Origin of the sequence: Shewanella sp. ZOR0012 (assembly GCF_000798835.1) — a bacterium.
GTDB classification, from domain to species: domain Bacteria; phylum Pseudomonadota; class Gammaproteobacteria; order Enterobacterales; family Shewanellaceae; genus Shewanella; species Shewanella xiamenensis.
On the sequence record NZ_JTLE01000094.1, the window covers coordinates 299,352 to 323,314 of the forward strand.

40 protein-coding genes are annotated in these 23,963 nt (G+C 45.6%); 33 read left to right on the top strand and 7 right to left on the bottom strand.

What is annotated here, in order from left to right; all coding sequences use genetic code 11:
• The first annotated feature begins 286 nt into the window (after window positions 1-286).
• From rpsJ to rplQ, 28 genes are all read left to right on the top strand, one after another.
• Window positions 287-598 carry a 30S ribosomal protein S10 gene (gene rpsJ / locus L976_RS03115; protein WP_011070616.1) on the top strand — a complete coding sequence of 104 codons (312 nt, stop codon included), beginning with the start codon at window positions 287-289 and terminating at the stop codon, window positions 596-598.
• 27 nt (window positions 599-625) lie between these two features.
• Window positions 626-1,264, top strand: a complete 639-nt coding sequence (gene rplC / locus L976_RS03120) for a 50S ribosomal protein L3 (RefSeq protein WP_011070617.1) — start codon at window positions 626-628, stop codon at window positions 1,262-1,264.
• A 17-nt stretch (window positions 1,265-1,281) separates the two neighbouring features.
• Window positions 1,282-1,887, top strand: a complete 606-nt coding sequence (gene rplD, locus L976_RS03125; RefSeq protein WP_011070618.1) for a 50S ribosomal protein L4 — start codon at window positions 1,282-1,284, stop codon at window positions 1,885-1,887.
• Complete coding sequence (rplW, locus tag L976_RS03130; RefSeq protein WP_037421480.1) at window positions 1,887-2,189, top strand: 50S ribosomal protein L23; 303 nt, start codon at window positions 1,887-1,889, stop codon at window positions 2,187-2,189. Before rplD ends, rplW begins: the two co-directional genes overlap by 1 nt.
• Before the next feature lie 16 nt (window positions 2,190-2,205).
• The gene (gene rplB, locus L976_RS03135) at window positions 2,206-3,030 is read left to right on the top strand and encodes a 50S ribosomal protein L2 (protein ID WP_011621028.1); all 825 of its coding nucleotides are present in this window, start codon (window positions 2,206-2,208) and stop codon (window positions 3,028-3,030) included.
• A 14-nt stretch (window positions 3,031-3,044) separates the two neighbouring features.
• Window positions 3,045-3,323: a 30S ribosomal protein S19 gene (gene rpsS / locus L976_RS03140; protein WP_006083596.1), complete on the top strand. Its 279-nt coding sequence runs from the start codon at window positions 3,045-3,047 to the stop codon at window positions 3,321-3,323.
• Window positions 3,324-3,338: 15 nt separating this feature from the next.
• Window positions 3,339-3,671 carry a 50S ribosomal protein L22 gene (rplV, locus tag L976_RS03145; protein WP_006083595.1) on the top strand — a complete coding sequence of 111 codons (333 nt, stop codon included), beginning with the start codon at window positions 3,339-3,341 and terminating at the stop codon, window positions 3,669-3,671.
• 9 nt (window positions 3,672-3,680) lie between these two features.
• Window positions 3,681-4,373 carry a 30S ribosomal protein S3 gene (gene rpsC, locus L976_RS03150; RefSeq protein WP_011070621.1) on the top strand — a complete coding sequence of 231 codons (693 nt, stop codon included), beginning with the start codon at window positions 3,681-3,683 and terminating at the stop codon, window positions 4,371-4,373.
• An 11-nt stretch (window positions 4,374-4,384) separates the two neighbouring features.
• Window positions 4,385-4,795, top strand: coding sequence for a 50S ribosomal protein L16 (gene rplP / locus L976_RS03155; protein ID WP_006083593.1), 411 nt, complete (start codon window positions 4,385-4,387; stop codon window positions 4,793-4,795).
• The gene (gene rpmC, locus L976_RS03160) at window positions 4,795-4,986 is read left to right on the top strand and encodes a 50S ribosomal protein L29 (protein ID WP_007644429.1); all 192 of its coding nucleotides are present in this window, start codon (window positions 4,795-4,797) and stop codon (window positions 4,984-4,986) included. The genes rplP and rpmC overlap by 1 nt, the downstream gene beginning before the upstream one ends.
• Complete coding sequence (gene rpsQ / locus L976_RS03165) at window positions 4,986-5,234, top strand: 30S ribosomal protein S17 (RefSeq protein ID WP_011070622.1); 249 nt, start codon at window positions 4,986-4,988, stop codon at window positions 5,232-5,234. The genes rpmC and rpsQ overlap by 1 nt, the downstream gene beginning before the upstream one ends.
• 177 nt (window positions 5,235-5,411) lie before the next feature.
• Complete coding sequence (gene rplN, locus L976_RS03170) at window positions 5,412-5,780, top strand: 50S ribosomal protein L14 (protein ID WP_006083590.1); 369 nt, start codon at window positions 5,412-5,414, stop codon at window positions 5,778-5,780.
• 11 nt (window positions 5,781-5,791) lie between these two features.
• Entirely contained in the window at window positions 5,792-6,106 is a 315-nt protein-coding gene (rplX, locus tag L976_RS03175) for a 50S ribosomal protein L24 (RefSeq protein ID WP_011070623.1), read from the top strand.
• A 12-nt stretch (window positions 6,107-6,118) separates the two neighbouring features.
• Entirely contained in the window at window positions 6,119-6,658 is a 540-nt protein-coding gene (rplE, locus tag L976_RS03180) for a 50S ribosomal protein L5 (protein WP_011070624.1), read from the top strand.
• A gap of 10 nt (window positions 6,659-6,668) precedes the next feature.
• Complete coding sequence (rpsN, locus tag L976_RS03185) at window positions 6,669-6,974, top strand: 30S ribosomal protein S14 (protein ID WP_047534104.1); 306 nt, start codon at window positions 6,669-6,671, stop codon at window positions 6,972-6,974.
• 24 nt (window positions 6,975-6,998) lie between these two features.
• Entirely contained in the window at window positions 6,999-7,391 is a 393-nt protein-coding gene (gene rpsH, locus L976_RS03190) for a 30S ribosomal protein S8 (RefSeq protein ID WP_007644434.1), read from the top strand.
• A gap of 10 nt (window positions 7,392-7,401) precedes the next feature.
• Window positions 7,402-7,935: a 50S ribosomal protein L6 gene (gene rplF, locus L976_RS03195; protein ID WP_037421473.1), complete on the top strand. Its 534-nt coding sequence runs from the start codon at window positions 7,402-7,404 to the stop codon at window positions 7,933-7,935.
• A gap of 10 nt (window positions 7,936-7,945) precedes the next feature.
• The gene (gene rplR, locus L976_RS03200; protein WP_011715467.1) at window positions 7,946-8,296 is read left to right on the top strand and encodes a 50S ribosomal protein L18; all 351 of its coding nucleotides are present in this window, start codon (window positions 7,946-7,948) and stop codon (window positions 8,294-8,296) included.
• Window positions 8,297-8,308: 12 nt separating this feature from the next.
• Complete coding sequence (gene rpsE / locus L976_RS03205; protein WP_007644438.1) at window positions 8,309-8,812, top strand: 30S ribosomal protein S5; 504 nt, start codon at window positions 8,309-8,311, stop codon at window positions 8,810-8,812.
• 6 nt (window positions 8,813-8,818) lie between these two features.
• The gene (gene rpmD / locus L976_RS03210) at window positions 8,819-9,001 is read left to right on the top strand and encodes a 50S ribosomal protein L30 (RefSeq protein WP_006083582.1); all 183 of its coding nucleotides are present in this window, start codon (window positions 8,819-8,821) and stop codon (window positions 8,999-9,001) included.
• Window positions 9,002-9,004: 3 nt separating this feature from the next.
• On the top strand, window positions 9,005-9,439 hold the full coding sequence (rplO, locus tag L976_RS03215; RefSeq protein ID WP_011070628.1) for a 50S ribosomal protein L15: 435 nt from the start codon (window positions 9,005-9,007) through the stop codon (window positions 9,437-9,439).
• A 7-nt stretch (window positions 9,440-9,446) separates the two neighbouring features.
• On the top strand, window positions 9,447-10,787 hold the full coding sequence (gene secY / locus L976_RS03220) for a preprotein translocase subunit SecY (protein WP_011621032.1): 1,341 nt from the start codon (window positions 9,447-9,449) through the stop codon (window positions 10,785-10,787).
• A 22-nt stretch (window positions 10,788-10,809) separates the two neighbouring features.
• Window positions 10,810-10,923, top strand: coding sequence for a 50S ribosomal protein L36 (gene rpmJ / locus L976_RS22210; protein WP_006083579.1), 114 nt, complete (start codon window positions 10,810-10,812; stop codon window positions 10,921-10,923).
• A 114-nt stretch (window positions 10,924-11,037) separates the two neighbouring features.
• On the top strand, window positions 11,038-11,394 hold the full coding sequence (gene rpsM, locus L976_RS03225; protein ID WP_011070630.1) for a 30S ribosomal protein S13: 357 nt from the start codon (window positions 11,038-11,040) through the stop codon (window positions 11,392-11,394).
• 14 nt (window positions 11,395-11,408) lie between these two features.
• Window positions 11,409-11,801 (top strand): 30S ribosomal protein S11, encoded by a 393-nt coding sequence (gene rpsK, locus L976_RS03230; protein WP_006083577.1) that lies wholly within the window; start codon window positions 11,409-11,411, stop codon window positions 11,799-11,801.
• 31 nt (window positions 11,802-11,832) lie between these two features.
• A complete protein-coding gene (gene rpsD, locus L976_RS03235; protein WP_037421477.1) occupies window positions 11,833-12,453 on the top strand; it encodes a 30S ribosomal protein S4 in 621 nt (206 codons plus the stop codon).
• 24 nt (window positions 12,454-12,477) lie between these two features.
• Entirely contained in the window at window positions 12,478-13,467 is a 990-nt protein-coding gene (locus L976_RS03240) for a DNA-directed RNA polymerase subunit alpha (RefSeq protein ID WP_011070632.1), read from the top strand.
• A 40-nt stretch (window positions 13,468-13,507) separates the two neighbouring features.
• A complete protein-coding gene (gene rplQ / locus L976_RS03245) occupies window positions 13,508-13,903 on the top strand; it encodes a 50S ribosomal protein L17 (protein ID WP_007644470.1) in 396 nt (131 codons plus the stop codon).
• Between the two features lie 62 nt (window positions 13,904-13,965).
• On the opposite strand, the gene L976_RS03250 is transcribed toward rplQ, so the two are convergent.
• From L976_RS03250 to ccmA, 6 genes are all read right to left on the bottom strand, one after another.
• Window positions 13,966-14,970, bottom strand: coding sequence for an ABC transporter substrate-binding protein (locus L976_RS03250; RefSeq protein ID WP_052183959.1), 1,005 nt, complete (start codon window positions 14,968-14,970; stop codon window positions 13,966-13,968).
• A gap of 114 nt (window positions 14,971-15,084) precedes the next feature.
• Window positions 15,085-15,570, bottom strand: coding sequence for a cytochrome c maturation protein CcmE (gene ccmE, locus L976_RS03255; protein ID WP_037422767.1), 486 nt, complete (start codon window positions 15,568-15,570; stop codon window positions 15,085-15,087).
• The gene (gene ccmD, locus L976_RS03260; protein ID WP_037422771.1) at window positions 15,567-15,767 is read right to left on the bottom strand and encodes a heme exporter protein CcmD; all 201 of its coding nucleotides are present in this window, start codon (window positions 15,765-15,767) and stop codon (window positions 15,567-15,569) included. The genes ccmE and ccmD overlap by 4 nt, the downstream gene beginning before the upstream one ends.
• The gene (locus L976_RS03265) at window positions 15,767-16,513 is read right to left on the bottom strand and encodes a heme ABC transporter permease (RefSeq protein WP_037422774.1); all 747 of its coding nucleotides are present in this window, start codon (window positions 16,511-16,513) and stop codon (window positions 15,767-15,769) included. Before L976_RS03265 ends, ccmD begins: the two co-directional genes overlap by 1 nt.
• Window position 16,514: 1 nt before the next feature.
• A complete protein-coding gene (ccmB, locus tag L976_RS03270; RefSeq protein ID WP_037422777.1) occupies window positions 16,515-17,201 on the bottom strand; it encodes a heme exporter protein CcmB in 687 nt (228 codons plus the stop codon).
• A gap of 11 nt (window positions 17,202-17,212) precedes the next feature.
• Complete coding sequence (gene ccmA, locus L976_RS03275; RefSeq protein ID WP_047534134.1) at window positions 17,213-17,863, bottom strand: cytochrome c biogenesis heme-transporting ATPase CcmA; 651 nt, start codon at window positions 17,861-17,863, stop codon at window positions 17,213-17,215.
• Between the two features lie 324 nt (window positions 17,864-18,187).
• Between ccmA and scyA the strand changes: the two genes are divergently transcribed.
• Complete coding sequence (scyA, locus tag L976_RS03280; RefSeq protein ID WP_037422782.1) at window positions 18,188-18,487, top strand: monoheme cytochrome c5 ScyA; 300 nt, start codon at window positions 18,188-18,190, stop codon at window positions 18,485-18,487.
• Window positions 18,488-18,573: 86 nt separating this feature from the next.
• Here the strand turns inward: scyA and ccmI are convergent, their stop codons facing one another.
• Window positions 18,574-19,821, bottom strand: a complete 1,248-nt coding sequence (ccmI, locus tag L976_RS03285; protein ID WP_047534136.1) for a c-type cytochrome biogenesis protein CcmI — start codon at window positions 19,819-19,821, stop codon at window positions 18,574-18,576.
• 399 nt (window positions 19,822-20,220) lie between these two features.
• Here ccmI and L976_RS03290 point away from each other — a divergent pair, with 399 nt between their 5' ends.
• Genes L976_RS03290 through L976_RS03305 form a run of 4 tightly spaced genes read left to right on the top strand, consistent with a single transcriptional unit; the run spans window position 20,221 to window position 23,820 of the window.
• Window positions 20,221-22,200: a heme lyase CcmF/NrfE family subunit gene (locus tag L976_RS03290; protein ID WP_047534139.1), complete on the top strand. Its 1,980-nt coding sequence runs from the start codon at window positions 20,221-20,223 to the stop codon at window positions 22,198-22,200.
• Between the two features lie 11 nt (window positions 22,201-22,211).
• The gene (locus tag L976_RS03295) at window positions 22,212-22,766 is read left to right on the top strand and encodes a DsbE family thiol:disulfide interchange protein (RefSeq protein ID WP_037422791.1); all 555 of its coding nucleotides are present in this window, start codon (window positions 22,212-22,214) and stop codon (window positions 22,764-22,766) included.
• A complete protein-coding gene (gene nrfF / locus L976_RS03300; protein ID WP_047534142.1) occupies window positions 22,763-23,242 on the top strand; it encodes a heme lyase NrfEFG subunit NrfF in 480 nt (159 codons plus the stop codon). Before L976_RS03295 ends, nrfF begins: the two co-directional genes overlap by 4 nt.
• Window positions 23,239-23,820 (top strand): TlpA disulfide reductase family protein, encoded by a 582-nt coding sequence (locus L976_RS03305; protein WP_047534145.1) that lies wholly within the window; start codon window positions 23,239-23,241, stop codon window positions 23,818-23,820. Before nrfF ends, L976_RS03305 begins: the two co-directional genes overlap by 4 nt.
• Window positions 23,821-23,963: the final 143 nt, after the last annotated feature.

Here is a 23,963-nt window from a genome sequence, read left to right on the forward strand (position 1 = left end):
ATTTTGGGCTGGTGTTATTCTGAAATTTGTGTAAAATGCTCGCCACTCTGACGTTGAATAGTTTTTGATGACTATTTACACAGCGGGCTTGAAATCTGATTTCAGATGAGTATAATGGCCCCCTCGTTAACCTAGGTTAACGAATTAAATGACAAGTATTTGAACTTATCATTATCATAGCGGCTCCGATTGGGAGTCGAACGGTTAAATCATCTCGCTCTGCTTTTCCAGTAAGGAAGAAGCTAGAGGGTGATTTTTTATGTGTCCATTTTAGGAGCTCTGGTCAATGCAGAACCAAAGAATCCGTATCCGCTTAAAAGGGTTTGATCATCGCTTAATTGATCAGTCTACAGCGGAAATCGTTGAAACTGCTAAGCGTACTGGCGCCCAAGTACGTGGTCCTATTCCACTACCTACGCGCAAAGAGCGTTATACCGTTTTGATCTCTCCGCACGTTAATAAAGATGCTCGTGACCAGTACGAATTACGTACTCACAAGCGCCTGGTTGACATCGTAGAGCCAACTGAAAAGACTGTAGACGCTCTAATGCGTTTAGATCTTGCGGCTGGTGTCGACGTACAGATTAGCTTGGGTTAATTGAGATCCTTAGAAGAGGTTTGAGAGATGGCTATCGGTCTTATTGGTCGTAAAGTTGGTATGACTCGCATCTTCACTGAAGATGGTGTTTCTATACCTGTTACAGTAATTGAAGTTGCTGGCAACCGTGTTACTCAAGTGAAAACTTTAGAAACTGACGGCTACCGCGCACTTCAAGTTACTACTGGTACCAAAAAAGCCAATCGCATCACTAAACCAGAAGCAGGTCACTTTGCTAAGAGCGGCGTAGAAGCCGGTCGTGGACTGTGGGAACTGCGTCTGGCAGACGGTGAAGGCGAAGGCATTGAAGTTGGTGCTGAGCTAAACGTAGGTATCTTCGCTGATGTAGCGAAAGTTGACGTTACTGGTCAATCAAAAGGTAAAGGCTTCCAAGGCGGCGTTAAGCGTTGGAACTTCCGTACTCAAGATATGACGCACGGTAACTCTTTGTCGCACCGTTCGAACGGTTCTATCGGTCAGAACCAAACGCCTGGTCGCGTATTTAAAGGCAAGAAAATGTCAGGCCATATGGGTGCCGAGCGTGTTACTACTCAAAATCTAGACGTTGTACGTGTAGATGTTGAACGTAACCTGCTACTGGTTAAAGGTGCTGTTCCGGGCGCAACTAATGGCGACCTGATCATCAAGCCTGCAGTTAAAGCTTAAGGTCTGAGGAGATAGTAATGGAATTGGTATTGAAAGACGCGCAAAGCGCTCTTGAAGTTTCCGAAACTACCTTCGGCCGTGACTTTAACGAGGCACTGGTTCATCAGGTAGTTGTAGCATACGCTGCAAACGCGCGTCAGGGCACTCGTGCTCAAAAGACTCGTGCGGAAGTAACTGGCTCTGGCAAAAAGCCATGGCGCCAAAAAGGCACTGGCCGCGCTCGTGCGGGTGGTGTTAAGGGCCCAATCTGGCGTGGCGGTGGCGTAACTTTCGCTGCTAAAACTCAAGATCACAGCCAAAAAGTTAACAAGAAGATGTACCGCGGCGCGCTGAAAAGCATTCTGTCTGAACTGGTACGTCAAGACCGTCTGGTTGTTGTTGAATCATTCAGCGTTGAAGCTCCTAAAACTAAAGAGCTGAAAGCTAAACTGAAAGCAATGAACTTAGAAGACGTGTTAATTGTGACTTCAGAAGTTGACGAGAATTTATTCTTAGCAGCTCGCAACCTGTACAAGGTTGACGTTCGTGACGTTGCAGGTCTAGACCCAGTAAGTCTGATCGCGTTCAACACAGTGCTTGTGACTGCTGATGCAGTTAAGCAAATCGAGGAGATGCTAGCATGATGATCCGCGAAGAACGTTTGCTAAAAGTAATTCTGGCACCTCACATCTCTGAAAAGAGCACTGTGAATGCTGAGAAGCACAACACTGTTGTTTTCCGCGTAGCTATCGATGCAACTAAAGCTGAAATTAAAGCTGCTGTTGCTAAGCTATTTGAAGTTGAAGTCGAATCAGTTCGCACTTTAGTGAGCAAAGGCAAAACTAAACGTACTGGTGGCCGTACTGGCCGTCGTAGCGATTGGAAAAAAGCCTACGTGACTTTAGCTGCTGGTGCTGATATCGATTTCGTCGGCGGCGCTGAGTAAGCAAAGGAGAATTATCATGGCAGTTATTAAGTGTAAGCCAACCTCTCCAGGTCGTCGCCACGTTGTTAAAGTGGTGAACTCTGACCTGCACAAGGGTAAACCTTTTGCTGGCCTGTTGGCGAAAAAATCTAAAAGTGGTGGCCGTAACAATACTGGCCGTATCACTGTTCGTCACGTTGGTGGCGGTCACAAGCAGCACTACCGTTTAATCGACTTTAAACGCGATAAAGATGGTATCCCTGCAAAAATTGAGCGTCTGGAATACGATCCAAACCGTACTGCGCACATCGCTCTAGTACTGTATGCGGATGGTGAGCGTCGTTACATCCTTGCTGCCAAAGGCATGCAAGCTGGCGACAAAATCCAGTCTGGTGTTGAAGCCGAAATCAAAACCGGTAACGCAATGCCACTGCGCAACATTCCAGTAGGTTCTGTTGTGCACGCTGTAGAAATGAAGCCTGGTAAAGGTGCTCAGATCGCGCGTTCAGCGGGTGCTTATGTACAAGTTGTTGCTCGTGATGGCGCATATGCCACTTTACGTCTTCGCTCTGGCGAAATGCGCAAAGTGCCAGTTGATTGCCGCGCAACATTTGGTGAAGTTGGTAATGCCGAACACATGCTACGCCAGTTAGGTAAAGCAGGTGCTAAGCGCTGGAGAGGCGTTCGCCCAACAGTTCGCGGTGTTGCAATGAACCCGGTAGACCATCCACACGGTGGTGGTGAAGGCCGTACTTCTGGTGGTCGTCACCCAGTGACTCCATGGGGTGTGCCAACTAAGGGTTATAAGACTCGTAGTAACAAGCGCACTGACAAGTACATCGTACGTCGTCGTAATAAATAGTAAGAGGATTCGCCATGCCACGTTCTCTCAAGAAAGGTCCCTTCATTGACCTGCACTTGCTGAAGAAGGTAGAGAAAGCGATGGAAGCAGGTGACAAGAAGCCTATTAAGACTTGGTCACGTCGCTCTATGATCATTCCAAATATGATTGGTTTGACCATCGCTGTCCATAATGGTCGTCAGCACGTTCCTGTGTTCGTAACTGACGAAATGATCGGCCACAAACTTGGTGAATTCTCACCAACTCGCACTTATCGCGGCCATGCTGCTGATAAGAAAGCGAAGAAGCGTTAATACGGGAGGAATAAGATGGAAGTTTTAGCTAAACATCGTTTTGCCCGTACGTCTGCGCAGAAGGCTCGTCTCGTTGCTGATCAAATTCGCGGTTTGCCTGTTGCTAAGGCCCTCGAAATTTTGACTTTCAGCCCAAAGAAAGCCGCCGTACTGGTTAAAAAAGTACTTGACTCAGCTATCGCAAACGCCGAACACAACGAAGGCGCGGATATTGATGAGCTAAAAGTAGGCGCCGTCTTCGTTGACGAGGGTCCAACTATGAAGCGTATCATGCCACGTGCTAAAGGCCGCGCTGATCGTATCATGAAGCGTACCAGCCACATCACTGTGGTTGTATCAGATCGCTAGGAGAGAGCAATGGGACAGAAAGTACATCCTAATGGTATCCGTCTGGGTATCACCAAGCCTTGGATCTCTACCTGGTACGCAGATAAGTCAGATTATGCAAATAACCTGAACAGCGACTGGGAAGTGCGTAAGTATCTTGCAGACAAACTGCAAGCTGCGTCAGTATCTAAGATTGTTATTGAACGCCCAGCGAAAAGCATCCGCGTTACTATTCACACTGCCCGTCCAGGTGTTGTGATTGGTAAGAAAGGTGAAGACGTTGAAGTATTGCGTGCTGCCGTTTCAAAACTGGCTGGCACTCCTGCTCAAATTAACATCGCTGAGATCCGTAAACCTGAGCTAGATGCCAAGTTAGTTGCTGACTCAATTGCACAGCAATTAGAGCGTCGTGTAATGTTCCGTCGCGCGATGAAGCGTGCGGTACAAAACGCAATGCGTATTGGTGCTCAAGGTATCAAAGTTGAAGTTAGTGGCCGTTTAGGCGGTGCTGAGATTGCGCGCTCTGAGTGGTATCGCGAAGGTCGTGTACCTTTGCACACACTGCGTGCTGATATCGACTATTCAACCTCTGAAAGTCACACTCAATATGGTGTGATTGGTATTAAAGTTTGGATCTTCAAAGGTGAAGTTCTGGACGGAATGCTGCCACAGATTGAAGAGCCGAAACAGCAGCAACCTAAGCGCAAGCCTCGTGGTAAATAGGAGAGCCGGCAATGCTGCAACCTAAACGTATGAAGTTTCGCAAGATGTTCAAAGGCCGCAACCGCGGTCTAGCGAACGGTACCGAAGTTAGCTTTGGTACTTTTGGTCTGAAAGCAGTCGGCCGTGGTCGTTTAACTGCTCGTCAGATCGAGTCTGCACGTCGTGCCATGACACGTCACATTAAGCGTCAGGGACAAATTTGGATTCGAGTTTTCCCGGACAAACCTATTACCTCTAAGCCTCTTGAAGTGCGTATGGGTAAAGGTAAAGGTAACGTTGAATACTGGGTATGTCAGATTCAACCTGGTAAGGTTCTTTATGAGATGAATGGTGTTTCTGAAGTGATCGCTCGTGAAGCGTTTGCTTTAGCTGCTGCCAAGCTTCCAATCAAGACTACCTTCGTAACTAAGACGGTGATGTAATGAAAGCGAGCGAACTAAGAGAAAAGAGCGTTGAAGAACTGAACGCTGAACTACTTGGTCTGCTGCGTGAGCAGTTCAACCTGCGTATGCAACACGCCACTGGTCAGTTGACTCAGACTCATCAACTGAAATTGGTGCGCCGTAATATTGCGCGCGTTAAGACCATTATTACTTCTAAGGCGGGTGCATAATGTCTGATAAAATCCGTACTTTGCAAGGTCGTGTCACTAGCAACAAAATGGATAAAACCATTACTGTCGCTATCGAACGCCAAGTGAAACACCCAATCTATGGGAAATACATTAAGCGTACGACTAAGATCCATGCACATGACGAAGCTAATCAGTGCAATGAAGGTGACGTAGTCGCGATTCGCGAATGTCGTCCTTTGTCTAAGACTAAGTCTTGGACCCTGGTTGAAGTAGTATCAAAGGCCTAATAATATTAGGCATTTAGGTAAACGGCTCCAGTATTTGGGGCCGTTTGTTTTTTAATACTATACATTCCATATTTATGGTGTTATATTTGCGCCCCATTTTTGACTAAATTCAAAGCAAAAATGGTGTTTATAGTCCCATAGTGGGAATTGTGTAGTAACGATAGCGGAGCACTTAAAATGATCCAAATGCAATCGACTCTTGACGTCGCATGTAACAGCGGCGCACGCAGAGTTCAGTGTATTAAGGTCTTGGGTGGCTCTCATCGTCGTTATGCCGGTATCGGCGACATTATCAAAGTTTCTGTTAAAGAAGCAATTCCTCGCGCTAAAGCGAAGAAAGGTGATGTGTATAACGCGGTGGTAGTCCGTACTAAGAAAGGCGTACGTCGTCCAGACGGTTCTGTCATTCGCTTCGATCGGAATGCAGCTGTTCTTTTGAACAACAACCTGCAGCCGATTGGTACTCGTATCTTTGGACCAGTGACACGTGAATTGCGTAATGAGCAATTTATGAAAATTGTCTCGCTGGCACCAGAAGTACTGTAAGGAGCTTCAAAATGGCAGCTAAAATCCGTCGTCAAGACGAAGTAATCGTATTAGCAGGTAAAGACAAGGGCAAGCGTGCTAAAGTTGCTCAAGTATTACCTACTGGTAAGTTAATTGTTGAAGGCATCAATCTTGTCAAAAAACACCAAAAGCCAAACCCACAACTGGGTGTAGCCGGTGGTATTGTTGAGAAAGAAGCACCGATTCAAGCATCAAATGTTGCGATCTTTAACCCTGTCACTGGCAAGGCGGATCGTGTTGGTTTCCGATTTGAAGACGGCAAAAAAGTTCGTTTCTTTAAATCGAACAGTGAACTCGTTAAGTAACTGGAGTAAACGATGGCGAAACTGCATGATAAATATCAAGAGACTGTTGTCGCTGAACTGACTCAAAAGTTCGGTTATACCAGTGTCATGCAAGTCCCTCGGATTGAGAAAATCACCCTGAACATGGGTGTTGGCGAAGCCGTTGCAGACAAAAAAGTTATGGAACATGCTGTCCGTGACATGACTGCAATTGCTGGTCAAAAACCAGTAGTAACTGTTGCTCGTAAATCAGTTGCTGGTTTTAAAATCCGTGAAGGCTACCCTATTGGCTGTAAAGTGACCCTGCGCGGTGAGCGTATGTGGGAATTCTTAGAGCGTTTAGTTGACATCGCAATCCCACGTATCCGTGACTTCCGTGGTCTGAGCGCTAAAGCGTTCGATGGCCGTGGTAACTACGCGATGGGCGTGCGTGAGCAGATCATTTTCCCAGAGATCGATTACGATAAAATCGATAAAATTCGCGGTATGGATATTGTTATCACTACCTCTGCGAAGACTGATGAAGAAGGTCGTGCTTTGTTAGACGCTTTTAACTTCCCATTCAAGAAATAAGGGTAGCGTAATGGCAAAAACATCAATGAAAGCACGTGAAGCAAAGCGTGCACAGCTCGTAGCTAAGTTCGCTGAAAAGCGTGCTGCTCTGAAAGTGATTATTGCAAGTCCAGCTTCTTCTGATGAAGAACGTTGGGATGCAGTATTAAAGCTGCAAGCTCTACCACGTGATTCCAGCGCATCGCGTCAACGCAATCGTTGTAATCAAACTGGTCGCCCACATGGTTTCCTACGTAAGTTCGGTTTAAGCCGTATCAAATTACGTGAAGCAACCATGCGTGGTGAAGTTCCTGGCCTGCGTAAGGCTAGCTGGTAAGCACTTGTCACGGAGTAAGCTAATATGAGCATGCAAGATCCTATTGCGGATATGTTAACCCGTATTCGTAACGGCCAAGCTGCTAACAAAGTATCTGTGAAGATGCCTTCTGCTAAGCTGAAAGTCGCTATTGCGAAACTGCTTAAAGAAGAAGGTTACATCGCGGATTACGCCGTAGCAGATGAAGCCAAGCCTGAATTGGAAATTACCTTAAAGTACTTCCAAGGCCAACCAGTCGTTGAGACTATCCAGCGTGTAAGCCGTCCAGGTCTTCGTATTTACAAAGGTAAAAACGAACTTCCTAAAGTGATGGGCGGACTGGGTGTCGCAATTGTGTCCACTTCTAAAGGCCTGATGACTGATCGTGCCGCCCGCCTTGCAGGCATGGGTGGCGAGGTTATCTGCTACGTAGCATAAGGAGCTAGGAATGTCTCGTGTAGCAAAAGCACCAGTATCTATTCCAGCTGGCGTAGAGGTGACCTTAAACGAACAGACCCTGACCGTCAAAGGCGCGAAAGGAAGTCTGACTCGAGTGATCAACAATGCGGTCAATGTTGTTATTGAAGGTGGCGTGATTAAATTCCTTCCTGTTGAGGGCGCAGTTGGCGCTTGGGCACAGGCTGGTACAACACGTGCATTAGTAAACAACATGGTTGTTGGTGTATCTCAAGGTTTTGAGCGTAAATTAAAGTTAGTTGGCGTTGGTTACCGTGCGAAACTCGTCGGTGCAGACATTGACCTTACTTTAGGTTTCTCTCATCCGTTAGTACACAAACTGCCCGCAGGCGTTACTGCAGAGTGCCCTAGCCAAACTGACATCGTCCTACGTGGCGTTGATAAACAGTTAATTGGCCAAGTCGCTGCTGAGATTCGCGGATATCGTCCACCAGAGCCATACAAAGGCAAGGGTGTTCGCTATGACGACGAAGAAGTACGCCGTAAAGAGGCTAAGAAGAAGTAGGTAACGCGATATGGATAAGAAAACATCTCGCTTACGTCGCGCTATTCGCGCTCGTAAGAAGATCCAAGAGCTGGGCGTGAACCGTCTGGTTGTACATCGTACACCGCGTCACATTTATGCTCAGGTGATCAATCCTGAAGCTCAGGTGGTGGCAGCTGCTTCAACCGTGGAAAAAGCGGTTAAAGAGCAACTGAAGAGTACCGGTAACGTAGACGCGGCTAAAGCAGTAGGTAAATTTATTGCTGAGCGCGCGATCGAAAAAGGCGTAACGACAGTTGCGTTCGATCGTTCTGGTTTCAAGTATCACGGTCGTGTAGCTGCTCTAGCAGATGCTGCTCGTGAAGCTGGCCTCCAGTTCTAAGGGGTTATAAAAATGGCTAAATTAGAAGCTCAGCAAAAAGACGATCTGCAAGAGAAATTAATTGCAGTTAATCGTGTTTCTAAAGTAGTTAAGGGCGGTCGTATCTTTAGCTTCACAGCACTGACAGTAGTGGGTGATGGTAATGGTAAGGTCGGCTATGGCTATGGTAAAGCGCGCGAAGTTCCAGCAGCAATTCAAAAAGCTATGGAAAAAGCCCGTCGTAACATGGTGACCGTTGAGTTGAATGCAGGTACTCTGCATCACCCAGTTAAAGGTCGTCATACTGGTTCACGTGTATACATGCAACCAGCATCACAGGGTACCGGTATTATCGCCGGTGGCGCAATGCGTGCCGTATTGGAAGTTGCAGGCGTTCATAACGTTCTGTCTAAAGCATACGGTTCTACTAACCCGATCAACATCGTTCGCGCGACTGTAGATGCTCTGGTGCACATGAAGTCACCATCGCAAATCGCAGCTAAGCGTGGCCTGAATGTTGACGAAATTCGGGGGTAATGCACCATGGCAACTAAAACTGTAAAAGTTACTCAAACTAAAAGCGGTATCGGTCGTTTACCGAAGCACCGTGCAACCCTAACGGGTCTTGGTTTGCGTCGCATTGGTCACACTGTTGAATTAGAAGATACTCCTTCAGTTCGCGGTATGATCAACAAGGTCTACTACATGGTTAAGGTGGAGGATTAATAGATGCGTTTAAATACTCTATCTCCAGCTGCAGGCGCTAAGCATGCACCAAAGCGTGTAGGCCGTGGTATGGGCTCAGGTTTAGGTAAAACTGCAGGTCGTGGTCACAAAGGCCAAAAATCTCGTAGCGGTGGCGGTGTACGCCCAGGCTTCGAGGGTGGTCAAATGCCACTTAAGATCCGTTTACCTAAATTTGGTTTTACCTCGCGTCGCGCTATGGTAACAGCTGAAGTTCGTGTACTCGAACTGGCTAAAGTTAACGGTGATGTTATCGACTTAAACGCTCTGAAAGATGCGAACGTTATTACTCGCAACATCCAGTTTGCGAAAATCGTTCTTTCAGGTACCATTGAGCGCCCAGTGACTGTAAAAGGTCTGAAGGTAACCAAAGGTGCACGTGCAGCAATTGAAGCTGCTGGCGGTAAGATCGAGGAATAATACGTCGATGGCAAAACCAGGACTTGATTTAAAAAGCGCGAAAGGTGGACTTTCAGAGTTGAAGGCTCGCCTCCTGTTCGTGATTGGTGCGATTATCGTCTTTAGGGCCGGTTCGTTTGTACCAATTCCTGGTATTGACGCAGCTGTATTAGCAGAGCTGTTTGCTCAGCAAAAAGGGACCATCCTAGGCATGTTTAACATGTTCTCGGGTGGTGCTCTTTCCCGTGCTTCTATCTTTGCATTGGGCATCATGCCGTACATTTCGGCATCGATTATCATGCAGTTATTGACTGTTGTGCATCCTGCACTCGCTGAATTGAAAAAAGAAGGCGAGTCTGGACGTAAAAAAATCAGTCAGTACACACGATGGGGTACGTTGGTGCTGGGTACATTCCAGTCGATCGGTATTGCAACAGGGTTACCAAACTTAGTCCCAGGCCTAGTGGTCAATATTGGATTCGGTTTCTACTTTGTAGCGGTTGTGAGCTTAGTAACAGGGACTATGTTCCTGATGTGGCTAGGTGAGCAAATTACCGAACGAGGTATAGGTAACGGTATCTCGATTTTAATTTTCGCAGGTATTGTTGCTGGATTACCTTCCGCTATCGGCCAAACGGCTGAGCAGGCGCGTCAAGGTGACCTGAATGTGTTAGTGTTGTTGTTGCTCGCGGTAATTATTTTTGCTGTGACTTATTTCGTGGTGTTTGTAGAGCGTGGTCAACGTCGTATCGTCGTTAACTATGCTAAGCGTCAGCAAGGCCGTAAGGTATTCGCTGCGCAATCTACTCACTTGCCACTGAAAATAAACATGGCGGGTGTAATTCCTCCAATTTTTGCGTCAAGCATCATTTTGTTCCCAGGCACACTGGCTCAGTGGTTTGGTCAAAATGAGTCTATGTCATGGTTAAGTGATTTTTCATTAGCCGTGTCACCTGGACAACCGCTTTACTCATTATTGTATGCAGCAGCGATTATCTTCTTCTGTTTCTTCTATACAGCGTTGGTATTTAATCCACGTGAAACAGCAGACAACCTGAAGAAGAGTGGTGCATTCATCCCTGGGATCCGTCCTGGAGAACAGACTTCGCGTTACATTGATAAAGTAATGACTCGCCTAACATTAGCTGGCGCGTTATACATTACCTTTATCTGTTTAATTCCGGAGTTCATGCTAATTGCGTGGAAAGTACAGTTCTATTTTGGCGGTACTTCACTACTAATTATGGTAGTCGTAATCATGGACTTCATGGCTCAGGTTCAGACCCATATGATGTCACATCAGTATGAGTCTGTGATGAAGAAAGCTAACCTAGTTAACAAAGCGAATTTAGATCGTTTTGGTCGCTAAGTAAGCTTTACGGAGTGATGAAATGAAAGTTCGAGCTTCCGTGAAGAAGATCTGCCGTAACTGCAAGATCGTCAAGCGTAGTGGCGTTGTGCGCGTTATCTGTGTTGAACCAAAACACAAACAGCGTCAAGGCTAAAAGTGAAATTGTTCAGCCCACTGTTGGGCTGAACAAATATTGTTTGCAAATCTGTCAACTGTCGAGTATCCTTTCGGGCTTTTCGCAGTTGGCCTTTAACTTAAGGAGTGCATAGTGGCCCGTATCGCTGGCATTAACATTCCTGATCAAAAGCATACAGTCATCGCATTGACTGCAATTTTCGGCATCGGCCGTACTCGCGCTAGAGCAATCTGCGCAGCTACGTCAATTGCTGAAACTGCTAAGATCAAGGAATTGAGCGAAGCTCAAATCGACACCCTACGCGAAGAAGTTGCCAAATACTTAGTAGAAGGTGACTTACGTCGTGAGATTTCTATGAACATCAAGCGTCTTATGGATCTTGGTTGTTATCGTGGTCTCCGCCATCGTCGTAGCCTGCCTCTTCGTGGGCAACGTACTAAGACCAATGCGCGTACGCGTAAAGGTCCACGTAAACCAATCAAGAAGTAACGGGAAGGTAGACAATGGCTAAAGTTCCGTCACGTTCTCCGCGTAAGCGCGTACGTAAACAGGTTGCAGATGGCATGGCTCATATCCATGCTTCTTTCAACAACACAATTGTCACCATTACAGATCGTCAAGGTAATGCGTTGTCATGGGCTACTTCAGGTGGTTCAGGTTTCCGTGGTTCACGTAAATCTACGCCATTTGCTGCACAGGTAGCTGCTGAGCGTGCAGGCGCTGCTGCTCAAGACTACGGTTTAAAAAACCTTGAAGTGTTTGTGAAGGGTCCAGGTCCAGGTCGTGAATCAGCCATTCGTGCGCTGAACGCTGTTGGTTACAAAATTACCAACATTACCGATGTGACGCCGATCCCTCATAATGGTTGTCGTCCTCCTAAAAAGCGTCGTGTATAACGCGTTTCATTAGGATAGTTGGAGAAAGATCATGGCAAGATACTTGGGTCCCAAGCTCAAGCTCAGCCGCCGAGAAGGTACTGACCTTTTCTTAAAAAGCGGTGTGAGAGCAATCGATTCTAAGTGTAAACTGGAATCTGCACCAGGACAGCATGGCGCTCGTAAGCCACGTCTGTCAGAGTACGGTTTACAGTTACGCGAAAAACAAAAAGTTCGTCGTATTTACGGTGTGTTAGAAAAGCAATTCCGTAACTACTATAAAGAGGCTGCACGTCTGAAAGGCAACACTGGTGAAAACCTGTTGCAACTTTTAGAAACTCGTTTAGATAACGTTGTTTATCGTATGGGTTTCGGTGCGACTCGTGCAGAATCACGTCAGCTAGTAAGCCATAAATCTGTTATGGTTAACGGTCGTGTTGTTAACATTCCGTCATTCAAAGTGTCTGCGAATGATGTTGTAAGCATCCGTGAAAAGTCACGCACTCAAGCTCGTATCAAAGCGGCTTTAGAAGTGGCTGGTCAACGCGAGAAGCCTACATGGGTTGAAGTCGACAGCGCGAAAATGGAAGGTGCTTTCAAGCGTATTCCAGAACGTAGCGATTTGTCTGCGGAAATTAACGAACAGCTGATCGTCGAGCTTTACTCTAAGTAAGGCTAACAAACAAGAGAGGACACAATGCAGGGTTCTGTTACAGAATTTCTTAAACCGCGTCTCGTTGATATCGAGCAGGTTAACTCAACACGTGCCAAGGTTACTTTGGAACCGCTTGAGCGTGGTTTCGGCCACACTTTAGGTAACGCGTTGCGTCGCATCCTATTGTCGTCTATGCCCGGCTGCGCGGTTACCGAAGTCGAGATTGACGGCGTACTGCACGAATACAGCAGTAAGGAAGGCGTACAAGAAGATATCCTTGAAATCTTGCTTAATCTGAAAGGATTAGCAGTGACTATCGAGGGTAAAGACGAGGCTATGCTTACATTAAGCAAGTCCGGCGCAGGCCCTGTCATCGCAGCAGATATCACGCATGATGGTGATGTCACTATCGTGAATCCTGATCATGTTATCTGTCATTTGACAGGTAACAATGATATCAGCATGCGTATTCGCGTTGAGCGTGGTCGTGGTTATGTGCCAGCATCTGCTCGTGCACAGACAGAAGACGATGATCGCCCAATCGGCCGCTTGCTGGTTGATGCTTCTTTCTCGCCAGTCGCACGTATTGCCTACAATGTAGAAGCAGCTCGTGTTGAACAGCGTACTGACTTGGATAAACTCGTTATCGATATGACCACTAATGGTACTATTGATCCTGAGGAAGCTATCCGTCGTTCTGCAACCATCTTAGCTGAACAGCTGGATGCGTTTGTTGAGCTGCGTGACGTGACTGAGCCAGAAATGAAGGAAGAGAAGCCGGAGTTCGATCCGATTCTGTTGCGTCCTGTCGACGATTTAGAGCTAACTGTACGTTCGGCTAACTGTTTGAAAGCCGAAGCGATTCATTACATCGGAGATCTGGTACAGCGTACTGAAGTTGAGCTGCTGAAAACCCCTAACTTAGGTAAGAAATCTCTTACTGAAATTAAGGACGTTTTAGCTTCTCGCGGACTGTCGTTAGGTATGCGTCTGGAAAACTGGCCTCCAGCTAGTTTAGCAGACGACCTATAAGTCTCAGGTTTGTACAGATTTAGGTTATAAGGATTAGGTCATGCGCCATCGTAAGAGTGGTCGTCAACTTAACCGCAACAGCAGCCACCGCCAAGCTATGTTCCGTAACATGGCAAGCTCACTGGTTCGTCATGAGATCATCAAGACAACCGTAGCTAAAGCGAAAGAACTGCGTCGCGTAGTTGAGCCTCTGATAACACTTGCTAAGAGTGACAGCGTTGCAAACCGTCGTTTAGCGTTTGCACGTACTCGCGACGCTGAAGTCGTAGGTAAGTTATTCACTGAATTGGGTCCACGTTACCAGGAACGTCCTGGTGGCTACACCCGTATCCTTAAGTGCGGTTTACGTGCTGGTGATAAAGCCCCAATGGCTTACATCGAGCTAGTAGGTCGTCCAGAAGCTGCTCAAGCTGTTGATGTTGAAGCTGCTGAGTAATTAAGGTTACAAATTTAAAAGCCGGGCTCTAAGCCCGGCTTTTTATTTCAGCTCGTTTTAACTTACTCGACCCAAGTCGTTTGTTTCTCGATTTCTTTAGGCAATGTTAAGTGCCATTTACTTAACCCTTTACGGCTAAACATAAATTGTCCTAGGTCATCTGTTACTGGGAATATGTTTTCCGGTTTCTCACCTGCGAGGATCCTTGAGGCCATTTTGGCTGCGATCTTGCCGTGCTGGTAACCATCGAGAACATAGCCGCCGATATTGCCGTTGTTGTACACGCTAAATCCCCAAAAACCAAAATTGGGTACTGGTGTGTTAGCTGAAACCCATCTTAATAATTCTTCAGCATCAACCGACTGATCTTTGTCATCCCTCACTGCATGATAAAGTGCAACGACTATCGCACTAAAGCCATTGTCTTTAGCTGCAATGACTTGCTCTTGCCATTCACCAAGTTTATTTAGTTGTAATATTTCAACTTCCACATCGCTCAACATGCTCAGTTGTTGCTTACTGATATATTCCGCTGCAAGTCTAGACGTATCACTTTGATCGAAGAGAACTAAGATTTTTCGGTGCTTTGATATTGGTAATATTCGTTGCAGTAATAGTAGAGAGCGTCTGAGTAGAGGTCTTTCAAGCACACCCGTAAAACGCTTATATTCATTTAAGTGATATTCTCTTGGGTTCATATTAATGCCAAGGTATACCACTGGAATTTGACTTGAGTTTAACCGTTGGTGTAGATAATTAACGGCATTATCATCTGCTAGGATCACTAACTGTGGTTTTTGTTGTTGAATAAATTGCCATGCCAGTTCTGCCCGTTTTGCATGAAGATTTTTAGGTAGCCGTTTAGTGTCCATTTCAAAGTGATTTACCTCATTGAGAGGTGTTAATGTATCGAGTATGGCTTGATAATACTGCTTATCCCACGTGTAACCTTGGTGGTAGCTCTCGATGACAACCACCTTGGCCGCATATGCCATTGGTATGAAACATGCCAGCATTAAGGTAAAAATCTGTCGCCATCTTTTAATTAATAACTTAATTAAATTCATGGAGAGATACCTAGTGGAATATAGCTTTGAGTATAGTCCAACCTCGAGTATCCGACGGGCAATAAAAAAGCCTCATACTGAGGCTTTAAATATTCTTTCGGCGATGTGCTTACGTTATTGTGCTGTCGCTTTCTGCTGGCTGTAATCTAGCTTCTCATGTTTTTGCCCCATTGCTTCTGCAACTTCTGGAGGCATGTAGTTTTCATCATGTTTTGCTAAGACTTCAGTTGCGGCCAACTTACCATCTTCCCCTAATACACCTTGGGCGACGATGCCTTGTCCTTCGCGGAATAGATCCGGTAATAGATCGTCATAGGTCACTAGAATTTCGCCACCTAAGGAATCGTGTACTGCAAATTGCACATGTAGGCTGTTTGGATCACGTACCATAGAGCCTACCGTTACCATGCCACCTACACGAATACGTTGGCCCGCTTCGGGTTTAACGCCTGTATCGGTTTTACCGTTTACGATTTCTGACGGTGTATAGAATAAGTTTAAGTTGGAGTTCAACGCATACAGCAGCAGTGAAGCAATCGCGGCTACGCCACCGATTAGTGCTATAGCTAACGTCAGTCTCTTTTTGCGTCTTGGGTTCACGATTTGTTACTCCTAGTTTCTTTGAGGCGCTCTTCGCGGTTCATCTTTTTCGCTATTTCAATCAAAACCTTACGCTTTTGGCGTGCGCTAGTGATGATCAGCGTCGATACACAGAAGAAGGTCACACCATAGGCAAGCCATACATAAAAGGCATAGCCACCCATGTTGAAAAAATCACTGATAGAATCGAATTGCATTATTTGACCTCCTCAGCTTTAGCAAGTTCACGTACCCAAGGGCGCATGCCGTTTCTTGCTAAGATTTCTGCTCTAAATCTCACAATAGTGATAGCGCCTATCATAAGCCCGAAACCTAAAATATTGATTAAAAGTGGGTATAACATGTCACTCGACATGGTCGATTTAGAGGTAATTTTGATGGTTGATGGTTGATGCAATGAGCTCCACCATTCAACTGAATATTTAATAATGGGGATATTAATTACCCCTACGATTGCCAAGATCCCTGCTGCACGTGCAGCGAGTACTTTATCCTCAAAGGAAGCGTAGAGGGAAATCACACCTAAGTAGAGGAATAGTAGTACTAATTCAGAGGTCAGACGCGCATCCCATACCCACCAAGTGCCCCACATAGGTTTGCCCCAAGCGGCACCAGTAAAGAGTGCTATAAAGGTGATGACAGCTCCTATAGGAGCAATAGACGCAGCTGCCCAGTCTGCTAATTTGACCTGCCAGACAAGACCAATAAATGCTGCTGTCGCCATACCCATGTAGGCCGCCATTGACATTGATGCAGCTGGTACATGGATAAAGATAATACGGTAGCTATCTCCTTGCTGGTAATCTGTCGGGGCAAACAATAAACCCCATACGGTGCCAACTGTAAGGAAAAGGCAGGCTAAGGTGGCAAACCATGGAAATAATGTTCCTGATAACTTATATGCGCGTTCAGGATCCGCGTAAGGGTGTAACCATTTCCACATTTTAGTTAGTACTCACTCGCAGAGATGCACCGATTGCAAAAGGTGCTAAGGTTAACGAACCGATCAACATGGCGCCAATTATAGCGAGCTGACCGTCATAGGGTAAATTCATTCCTGCCGCATCAATGGCGCTGGTCGCGAAAATGAGCACTGGAATATAAAGTGGCAGAATCAAAAGGCTTAATAGTACGCCGCCTTTACGTAGACCAACGGTTAATGCCACGCCAATAGCACCTAAGAGTGACAACACTGGGGTGCCTAAAGCCAGTGTGGCAATCAATGCACCATAACTATTAGCATCTAAGTTCAGTAGCACGGCCAGCAGTGGGGCAATAATAATCAATGGAACACCCGTAAGTATCCAGTGGGCTAACACTTTGGCTAAGACTAAAACAGACAAAGGTTGTGGGCTAAGTAGCATCTGTTCTAAGCTGCCGTCACTAAAGTCAGCTTTAAATAGACGCTCCAGCGACAACATGGATGCTAACAATGCCGCAACCCAAATAATCCCTGGGGCAATACGGGCTAGCATTTGTGGTTCTGGGCCAATGCCGAGTGGAAATAGGGTTACAACCATAATGAAGAATAATAGGGGATTAAAAATATCACCACGGTGTCGAATGGCAATCTTTAGATCCCGCTGAAGTAACGTTAAAAACGCTTGAGTAAAGCTGATGCCTCTTTTCATTATGCCAAACCTTATACGAAGCGATAATCTAGACGAATTTTACGAAGCCTATCATCTTTGATAATGCCCATATCTTGGTGAGTGGTCAGGATCACACAGCCACCATTATCCGCATGTTGAATAAATAACTGTTCAAGCTCTTCGACGCCTTTTTTATCGATTGCGGTAAAAGGTTCATCTAGGATCCACACCTTACAATCATTGTGCCAAAGCCTTGCCAATGCTGTTCGGCGATGTTGGCCCGCGGACAAATGCCCAGCAAGCGCTTCCTCAAAACCTGATAGATTTACTTTAGCTAATATGGCAGACGTATCAAAATCATCATAGCCACTGATTCTTAAATTGAAGTTAAGGTTTTCCTCAGCGGTTAATTCGGATTTCACTCCCGCAAGATGGCCTAAATACAGTAGATCTTGGTTATATTCGTCACGACAGCGGTTGATATCTTCATTTATATAGAAGGTTTGCCCCGCATAGGGACGAGATAGACCTGCTAATATGCGTAATAAACTGGTTTTGCCGGCACCATTAGGGCCTTCAATCTGGACGATATCGCCAGCATTAATTTCAAAACTTAATTCATCAAATAGAATGCGTTCTTCACGGATGCATGTCAGCTTGCTCGCTGATAACAGTGTGTTTACTGAAGTTATATTTGTCACTGAACCCTCTATCTCAAGCCGGAAGGAAACACAAGTGATTCTAACACAAACGATATTGCGGGTTTACACTTGCTTGGGACTAGATGTCAGCAATTTGATGTGGTTCCAATAACCGCAATATTTCTCGTACAAATCGAACTTTTTTAATAGTTGCTAATATATTAACGAATTTGTCACGCTTGTCGCCTTATATCATTTGTGCTGAGATTCTAATCACAAAAAGATGAGATTTATTGAAGTTTGTAGTAATCTTAGTCCGCTATAATGAGTCTGCCTCAAAGGGCAGCGCGAGCTTTGTACGTATTTGCATTAGGAACATTGAACATGAAAAAACTGTTAGCAATGACTGCAGTCGCTGCTTTGACTATGTCAGTCAACGTTTCAGCTCAAGATGCTGAAGCTATTTTCAACAAGGCATGTACCGTGTGCCATAGCATGGGTGTTGCTGGTGCTCCAAAAGCGCACAATGCAGCGGAGTGGGAACCACGTTTAGCTAAAGGTGTTGATAATCTAGTTAAAAGTGTAAAAACAGGTTTAAACGCAATGCCACCAGGTGGTATGTGTACTGATTGTACTGATGATGATTACAAAGCAGCTATCGAGTTTATGTCTAAAGCTAAGTAATTTTTTTTGCAGTGTTAAAAAAACCGGCATTAGCCGGTTTTTTTATGTCTGCGCTAAGCTGAAACTTAGTGCTAGGTGCTGATAACTTATTGCACTTGGGTATCCAGTACTAAGTTTGCCGTTTCACCCACATTAACTTTGCTGATTTTTCCTTGAATATCACCCGTCTGAGGTTTGATATTGCCATGCTTGGATAAGACGGCAATAACTTCAACGCTAGCAGTTTGGCTTAATTTTACATCGCCACCCATACCAGTGCTGTCGTCTAGTGTCACTGTAACAGGCAATGATTTTGCACTAACTTTGGTTGCTGCTAGCGGTACTTTAGGACCTTCAGTTGCACGTGCAAAGACAAAGATAGTGTCTTCTGGGCTCGCTTTCGCTGCAAGTTCAGGTGAAATTGAAATTTCAATACTTACTGATTTGCTTGTGACTTTTGCCTGCTTGTGTACATCATCGTTAGGCATACCTGTCGTTTCGGCTTGCATACGTAAGTTAGCTGTTTCGATGGCATTCATCAGTGCGGCGCGATCCACATCTGTGCGGTCACTATTAAGAATAGTCTGCCATGAATCAATGGCTTTTTGGTACTTAGCAGTAAAGAAAGCATCCATACCAACTAACAACAGTGTTGATGGATCCTGTGGATCTAATGCTAGCGATTCGTCTATTAAGGCTTGAATTTCTGGTGTCATTTGCTGACCGGCTTTGTAGTACAACGCCGTGGCCTTTGGTCCGATTAACTCGGCATGTTTGCCCACTAAATCCATCACTTTGTCGAAGGCCGCGACTGCTTTATCAAATTGGTTAGCCGAAATATATGCATGACCTAGACTAAACCAAGCCTGACTATTTTCTGGCTCGGCTTGCACTTGGGCTTCCATCATTTGTACGCGCTGCCCCATGATTTGCGCAGTATCCATACCAGCATGTGGGTTAGCCGCTTGGGTATTGCCAATATTTTCAAAGGCCCCTAATTGCTGATATAGGTAACCTGAGATCGCAATCAAGCATACCGACATGACTGATGGCCAAAGGATACTTTTAGGTTTGATTTGATTGACAAGGGAATCATCGCTCGCTTGTTTGATGTCTTGGAGTAAACTGATTTCGAGTTCTTTCTTAAGCGCATCAAATTCTGCTTGGTCGAGCAGTTCTTCATTAAGTTCTTTCTCAAGGGTGGAAAGACGTTCATTGAACAATTCGAGGTTCGTTTGTTTGCGAACACCAGCTTCCTCAGTACGCAATAACTTTTGCTGTCTGAAGTGTGGGATCCAGATCAGTGTTAAGCTGACCAACACAACAAGCGCAATAAAAATCCAAAATGTCGTCATTGTTTCTATATTCACTTTAGTTTGCATAAAAGCGGTTGTTACCGCTGGCTTGGAAGCAAGATTATACGTAAAGATTATTCATTGAACAGTAATATAAGACCTTCACAACTGTGAAAGCTGAGAGTTGGGCACTGGTTCACAAATTGTTCCATCTGGTAAATTTTATATGAAACTTAAGGCTCATTTATCTGTCACATGCAAAACTGTAGGCCTGCGGTGGCTCCATTTGGGCAAAAATCGAGAATGAGACAAGTCACCCAGTTTTGTATGAAAGAGGCAGACAGGAACAATAGCAAATACTAAAATGAACCAAATTTCGTGCATTTGTGTGAACAGCATGTTGTGCGTTGGTTTGGAATTTTTCTAAATCAACATATTATTAGAGACTGAGGAAAACCCATGATCCCAGAACTTGGACACTTTTCGCTGATTATAGGAGTGGCATTCGCCTTCTTGTTAACCAGCGTTCCCCTTATAGGTGTTGCCCGTAAAGACCAATACCTAGTGAGGTATGCTTGGCCGTTAGCCTACGGAATGTTCTTTTTTATTGCTTTATCCGTAGTATCGCTTGGTTATAGCTTCGCTGTTGATGATTTCTCCGTGGCCTACGTGGCACATCACTCTAATTCTCAGTTACCTATTTTCTTTAAGATTGCGGCCGTATGGGGCGGTCATGAAGGGTCTCTGTTGTTCTGGGTGTTTGCGTTATCGACTTGGGCCGCTTCTGTCGCATTATTCAGTAAAGGCTTGGAAGAAGTGTTTACTGCAAGGGTGCTGGCTGTATTGGCGCTGATTGTGATTGGTTTTAGCTTATTTATGCTGCTCACTTCTAGCCCATTTGAACGTTTATTTCCAATGCCAGCCGAAGGTCGCGACTTGAACCCAATGTTGCAGGATGTAGGCTTAATCTTCCATCCGCCAATGTTGTATTTAGGTTATGTGGGTTTCTCTGTAAGCTTTGCGTTTGCAATTGCTGCATTGATGAGTGGCCATCTTGACTCGGCTTGGGCTCGTTGGTCTCGTCCTTGGACCTTGGCTGCTTGGATTTTCCTCACTGGCGGTATTGCATTAGGTTCTTGGTGGGCATACTACGAATTAGGCTGGGGTGGCTGGTGGTTCTGGGATCCAGTAGAAAATGCCTCCTTTATGCCTTGGTTAGTGGGTACTGCTTTAGTGCATTCGCTGATTGTGACCGAAAAACGTGGTGCGTTCCGTAACTGGACAGTATTGCTGTCAATCTTTGCATTTTCGTTAAGTTTACTGGGTACCTTTATCGTGCGTTCCGGCGTACTGACATCGGTTCACTCATTCGCAGCCGATCCAAGCCGCGGTATGTTTATTCTGTTATTACTTGGCTTAGCTATCGGTGGTTCGCTCACTTTGTTTGCCTTCCGCGCAAGTGAAATGAGCAGCCCAGCACGCTTCGAATTGAAATCAAAAGAAACCATGCTGTTAGTCTGTAACGTGTTGCTGACTGTCGCTGCTGGTACAGTCCTGTTAGGGACGTTATATCCACTGCTGATCGATGCTTTAGGTATGGGCAAGATCTCTGTTGGACCTCCATATTTTAATGCTGTGTTTGTACCGATCGTGCTCGTGCTGTTTGCGTTTATGGGCGTGGGTCCGATCATCCGTTGGAAGAAATCAAAAGCGGGTGAGTTAAAACGCCAATTGCTGGTGCCTGCATTGGTATCAGCCGCGATTGGTATCGTGACGCCATTTATTGTCGATGGTGCTTTTAACGTGTGGGTTGCTTTGGGTATCGCCGCCGCTGCTTGGATTGTGTTGGCAACCGCAAGAGCCGCTTACAATATCGTGAAGCCTAAAGATGGTGAATTAAGCGTGGCACGTATGGGCCGTAGTGAGCTGGGGATGATCTTAGCTCACTTAGGTATTGCTGTGTCGGTTATCGGTGCCACTATGGTATCTAACTACTCGGTTGAGAAAAGTGTGCGTATGGGGCCTGGCATAAGCCAAGAGCTTGCGGGTTATACCTTTAAATATCTTGAGACTAAGAACGTCGTTGGTCCTAACTACACCGCACAACAAGGTCAAATTGAGATCTACAAAGGCGATAAGCTGCTGACGTTACTCAAGCCTGATCGTCGCCAATACAATGTGCGTACTATGGACATGACCGAAGCCGGTATCGATTGGGGTCTGTTCCGTGACTTATATGTCACCATGGGCGATCCAATCAGCAGCACTGAATTTGCTGTGCGTTTGAACTACAAGCCTTTTGTTCGTTGGTTATGGTTTGGAGCAATATTCATGATGGTCGGTGGTTTCTTTGCCGCATCGGATAAACGCTATCGCTCAAAAGTGGCTGCTACCGTTAAGCCGCAAACTGAAAAAGCGAAATTAGCTACCGCTCAATAATTGGGGAATGTATGAAGAAGTTGGTTCTGTTTATCCCATTAGTCATTTTTCTTGGCATGGGGGTATTTTTATACAAAGGATTGTTTTTAAATCCGCAGAAACTGGATTCAGCTCTGGAAGGAAAGCCTATTCCGGCTTTCCAACTGGAACGTCTCGAAACACCAAACGAGATGATTACCAATGAGCAACTGAAAGGAAAAGTGTCATTACTTAACGTTTGGGCTACTTGGTGCCCCTCTTGTAAGTATGAACACCCTTTCTTAGTCATGCTGAAACGTCAGAATATTCTGCCTATCTATGGGATTAACTACCGTGACGAACGTATCCCCGCGCTGGAAGAATTAAAACGCCAGGGTGATCCTTACAATATCAATATTTTTGATAAGGATGGACGCTTAGGCTTAGATCTTGGCGTTTACGGTGCACCGGAAAGCTTTATTGTTGATCATAATGGCATTATTCGTTATCGCTACGCAGGGCCTATTGACCAGCGTGTATGGAGTGAAACTCTCTATCCTATGATTCAACAACTCCAAGCTGAAGCGGCGAAGGATGGTGCAGCGTGAGAATTTTGACAAAAATCATTGGTGGCCTGGTGTTAATGCTGAGTATGGTGACAACCGCAATGGCCACACCTGTAGATACTTACGAATTTAAATCACCCGAAAACCAAAAACGAGGTTTGTCATTAGCGCATGAGTTGCGTTGCCCGCAATGTCAGAACCAAAACTTGATCGATTCCAACTCGCCCGTTGCACGAGATCTGCGCCTTGAAGTGTATAAAATGGTCGATGAAGGCAAAGGTGACGATGAAATCATCGAGTTTATGACCAGCCGTTATGGTGAGTTTGTACTCTACAAACCGAAAATGGAAACTAAAACCTATATTCTTTGGTTAGGTCCAGTGGGTTTGTTATTGCTCGGTCTTATCATTGGTTTCATCTTTATCCGCAAACAACGTATCGGTGGCACGACCGAGCCTGAGATCAGTGCCGAAGATCAAAAAGCGCTTGATGCTTTATTAAAGCGTGATAATAAATGAAGTCATTTGCTTTAGCTGCAATCCTAGCGAGTTTGTCTGTTGCCTTTGCTGGTGGTGCCCATGCGTACCCCGGCATGCAGCAGGCAAATAAACCGATTGAGTCGACAGTCGATCTGATTAACGTTCTTCCACAGACTTATCCTATCGAAGTTGTTGCTTTTAGTGATGCGAATGGAAAGCCTATCGACTTTAGCCAATACAAAGGTAAAGTCGTGATGGTCAACATGTGGGCGACCTGGTGTCCTCCCTGCGTAAGGGAGTTGCCCGCAATTGAGCGTTTGGCGACAAAGTTTAAAGCGGATCAGTTTGCGTTATTGCCTATCTCTATCGATGCTGGTGGTAAGCAACAAGTGCAGCCTTTTCTCACATCATTAGGAATGGCAAACTTTAATTCCTATTACGATCCTACGCAAAACTTAGGGCAGGTGTTCCCACTGGATACCATTCCTGCAACCTTTATTCTCGATCAAAATGGCCAATTGATCGCGTTTGTGCGCTCCTTTGTCGATTGGGATGACGCAAAAGCCGTATCGCTAATCCAAAGTTTTATCGATAAAGGCGCTAAAAAGCCGAATTAAACAGCATATAGAGCGTAAATAGAGCACGGTTGTAGAAAAGATCGCCATGCGATCTTTTTTCTTTTAAAAAGCGCTTGCACAAAAAGTTTCGCTGCCTATAATGCGCATCCACTGACACGGCAGACAGCGAAAGCGAGCGCGGT

Coding starts and splice junctions, on each gene's coding strand:
- rpsC (WP_011070621.1), top strand. CDS start 3,681: ATGGGACAGAAAGTACATCCTAATGGTATCCGTCTGGGTATCACCAAG.
- rpsN (WP_047534104.1), top strand. CDS start 6,669: ATGGCAAAAACATCAATGAAAGCACGTGAAGCAAAGCGTGCACAGCTC.
- ccmD (WP_037422771.1), bottom strand. CDS start 15,767: ATGCAATTCGATTCTATCAGTGATTTTTTCAACATGGGTGGCTATGCC.
- rpmJ (WP_006083579.1), top strand. CDS start 10,810: ATGAAAGTTCGAGCTTCCGTGAAGAAGATCTGCCGTAACTGCAAGATC.
- L976_RS03265 (WP_037422774.1), bottom strand. CDS start 16,513: ATGTGGAAATGGTTACACCCTTACGCGGATCCTGAACGCGCATATAAG.
- ccmB (WP_037422777.1), bottom strand. CDS start 17,201: ATGAAAAGAGGCATCAGCTTTACTCAAGCGTTTTTAACGTTACTTCAG.
- rplO (WP_011070628.1), top strand. CDS start 9,005: ATGCGTTTAAATACTCTATCTCCAGCTGCAGGCGCTAAGCATGCACCA.
- rpsD (WP_037421477.1), top strand. CDS start 11,833: ATGGCAAGATACTTGGGTCCCAAGCTCAAGCTCAGCCGCCGAGAAGGT.
- scyA (WP_037422782.1), top strand. CDS start 18,188: ATGAAAAAACTGTTAGCAATGACTGCAGTCGCTGCTTTGACTATGTCA.
- secY (WP_011621032.1), top strand. CDS start 9,447: ATGGCAAAACCAGGACTTGATTTAAAAAGCGCGAAAGGTGGACTTTCA.
- rpsQ (WP_011070622.1), top strand. CDS start 4,986: ATGTCTGATAAAATCCGTACTTTGCAAGGTCGTGTCACTAGCAACAAA.
- rplX (WP_011070623.1), top strand. CDS start 5,792: ATGGCAGCTAAAATCCGTCGTCAAGACGAAGTAATCGTATTAGCAGGT.
- rpsK (WP_006083577.1), top strand. CDS start 11,409: ATGGCTAAAGTTCCGTCACGTTCTCCGCGTAAGCGCGTACGTAAACAG.
- rplQ (WP_007644470.1), top strand. CDS start 13,508: ATGCGCCATCGTAAGAGTGGTCGTCAACTTAACCGCAACAGCAGCCAC.
- rpsH (WP_007644434.1), top strand. CDS start 6,999: ATGAGCATGCAAGATCCTATTGCGGATATGTTAACCCGTATTCGTAAC.
- rplF (WP_037421473.1), top strand. CDS start 7,402: ATGTCTCGTGTAGCAAAAGCACCAGTATCTATTCCAGCTGGCGTAGAG.
- rplE (WP_011070624.1), top strand. CDS start 6,119: ATGGCGAAACTGCATGATAAATATCAAGAGACTGTTGTCGCTGAACTG.
- L976_RS03290 (WP_047534139.1), top strand. CDS start 20,221: ATGATCCCAGAACTTGGACACTTTTCGCTGATTATAGGAGTGGCATTC.
- rplV (WP_006083595.1), top strand. CDS start 3,339: ATGGAAGTTTTAGCTAAACATCGTTTTGCCCGTACGTCTGCGCAGAAG.
- rpsS (WP_006083596.1), top strand. CDS start 3,045: ATGCCACGTTCTCTCAAGAAAGGTCCCTTCATTGACCTGCACTTGCTG.
- rpmD (WP_006083582.1), top strand. CDS start 8,819: ATGGCAACTAAAACTGTAAAAGTTACTCAAACTAAAAGCGGTATCGGT.
- rpmC (WP_007644429.1), top strand. CDS start 4,795: ATGAAAGCGAGCGAACTAAGAGAAAAGAGCGTTGAAGAACTGAACGCT.
- rplB (WP_011621028.1), top strand. CDS start 2,206: ATGGCAGTTATTAAGTGTAAGCCAACCTCTCCAGGTCGTCGCCACGTT.
- L976_RS03250 (WP_052183959.1), bottom strand. CDS start 14,970: ATGAATTTAATTAAGTTATTAATTAAAAGATGGCGACAGATTTTTACC.
- rpsJ (WP_011070616.1), top strand. CDS start 287: ATGCAGAACCAAAGAATCCGTATCCGCTTAAAAGGGTTTGATCATCGC.
- rpsE (WP_007644438.1), top strand. CDS start 8,309: ATGGCTAAATTAGAAGCTCAGCAAAAAGACGATCTGCAAGAGAAATTA.
- rplW (WP_037421480.1), top strand. CDS start 1,887: ATGATCCGCGAAGAACGTTTGCTAAAAGTAATTCTGGCACCTCACATC.
- ccmI (WP_047534136.1), bottom strand. CDS start 19,821: ATGACGACATTTTGGATTTTTATTGCGCTTGTTGTGTTGGTCAGCTTA.
- rplC (WP_011070617.1), top strand. CDS start 626: ATGGCTATCGGTCTTATTGGTCGTAAAGTTGGTATGACTCGCATCTTC.
- L976_RS03295 (WP_037422791.1), top strand. CDS start 22,212: ATGAAGAAGTTGGTTCTGTTTATCCCATTAGTCATTTTTCTTGGCATG.
- rplN (WP_006083590.1), top strand. CDS start 5,412: ATGATCCAAATGCAATCGACTCTTGACGTCGCATGTAACAGCGGCGCA.
- rplD (WP_011070618.1), top strand. CDS start 1,282: ATGGAATTGGTATTGAAAGACGCGCAAAGCGCTCTTGAAGTTTCCGAA.
- rplP (WP_006083593.1), top strand. CDS start 4,385: ATGCTGCAACCTAAACGTATGAAGTTTCGCAAGATGTTCAAAGGCCGC.
- L976_RS03305 (WP_047534145.1), top strand. CDS start 23,239: ATGAAGTCATTTGCTTTAGCTGCAATCCTAGCGAGTTTGTCTGTTGCC.
- rplR (WP_011715467.1), top strand. CDS start 7,946: ATGGATAAGAAAACATCTCGCTTACGTCGCGCTATTCGCGCTCGTAAG.
- L976_RS03240 (WP_011070632.1), top strand. CDS start 12,478: ATGCAGGGTTCTGTTACAGAATTTCTTAAACCGCGTCTCGTTGATATC.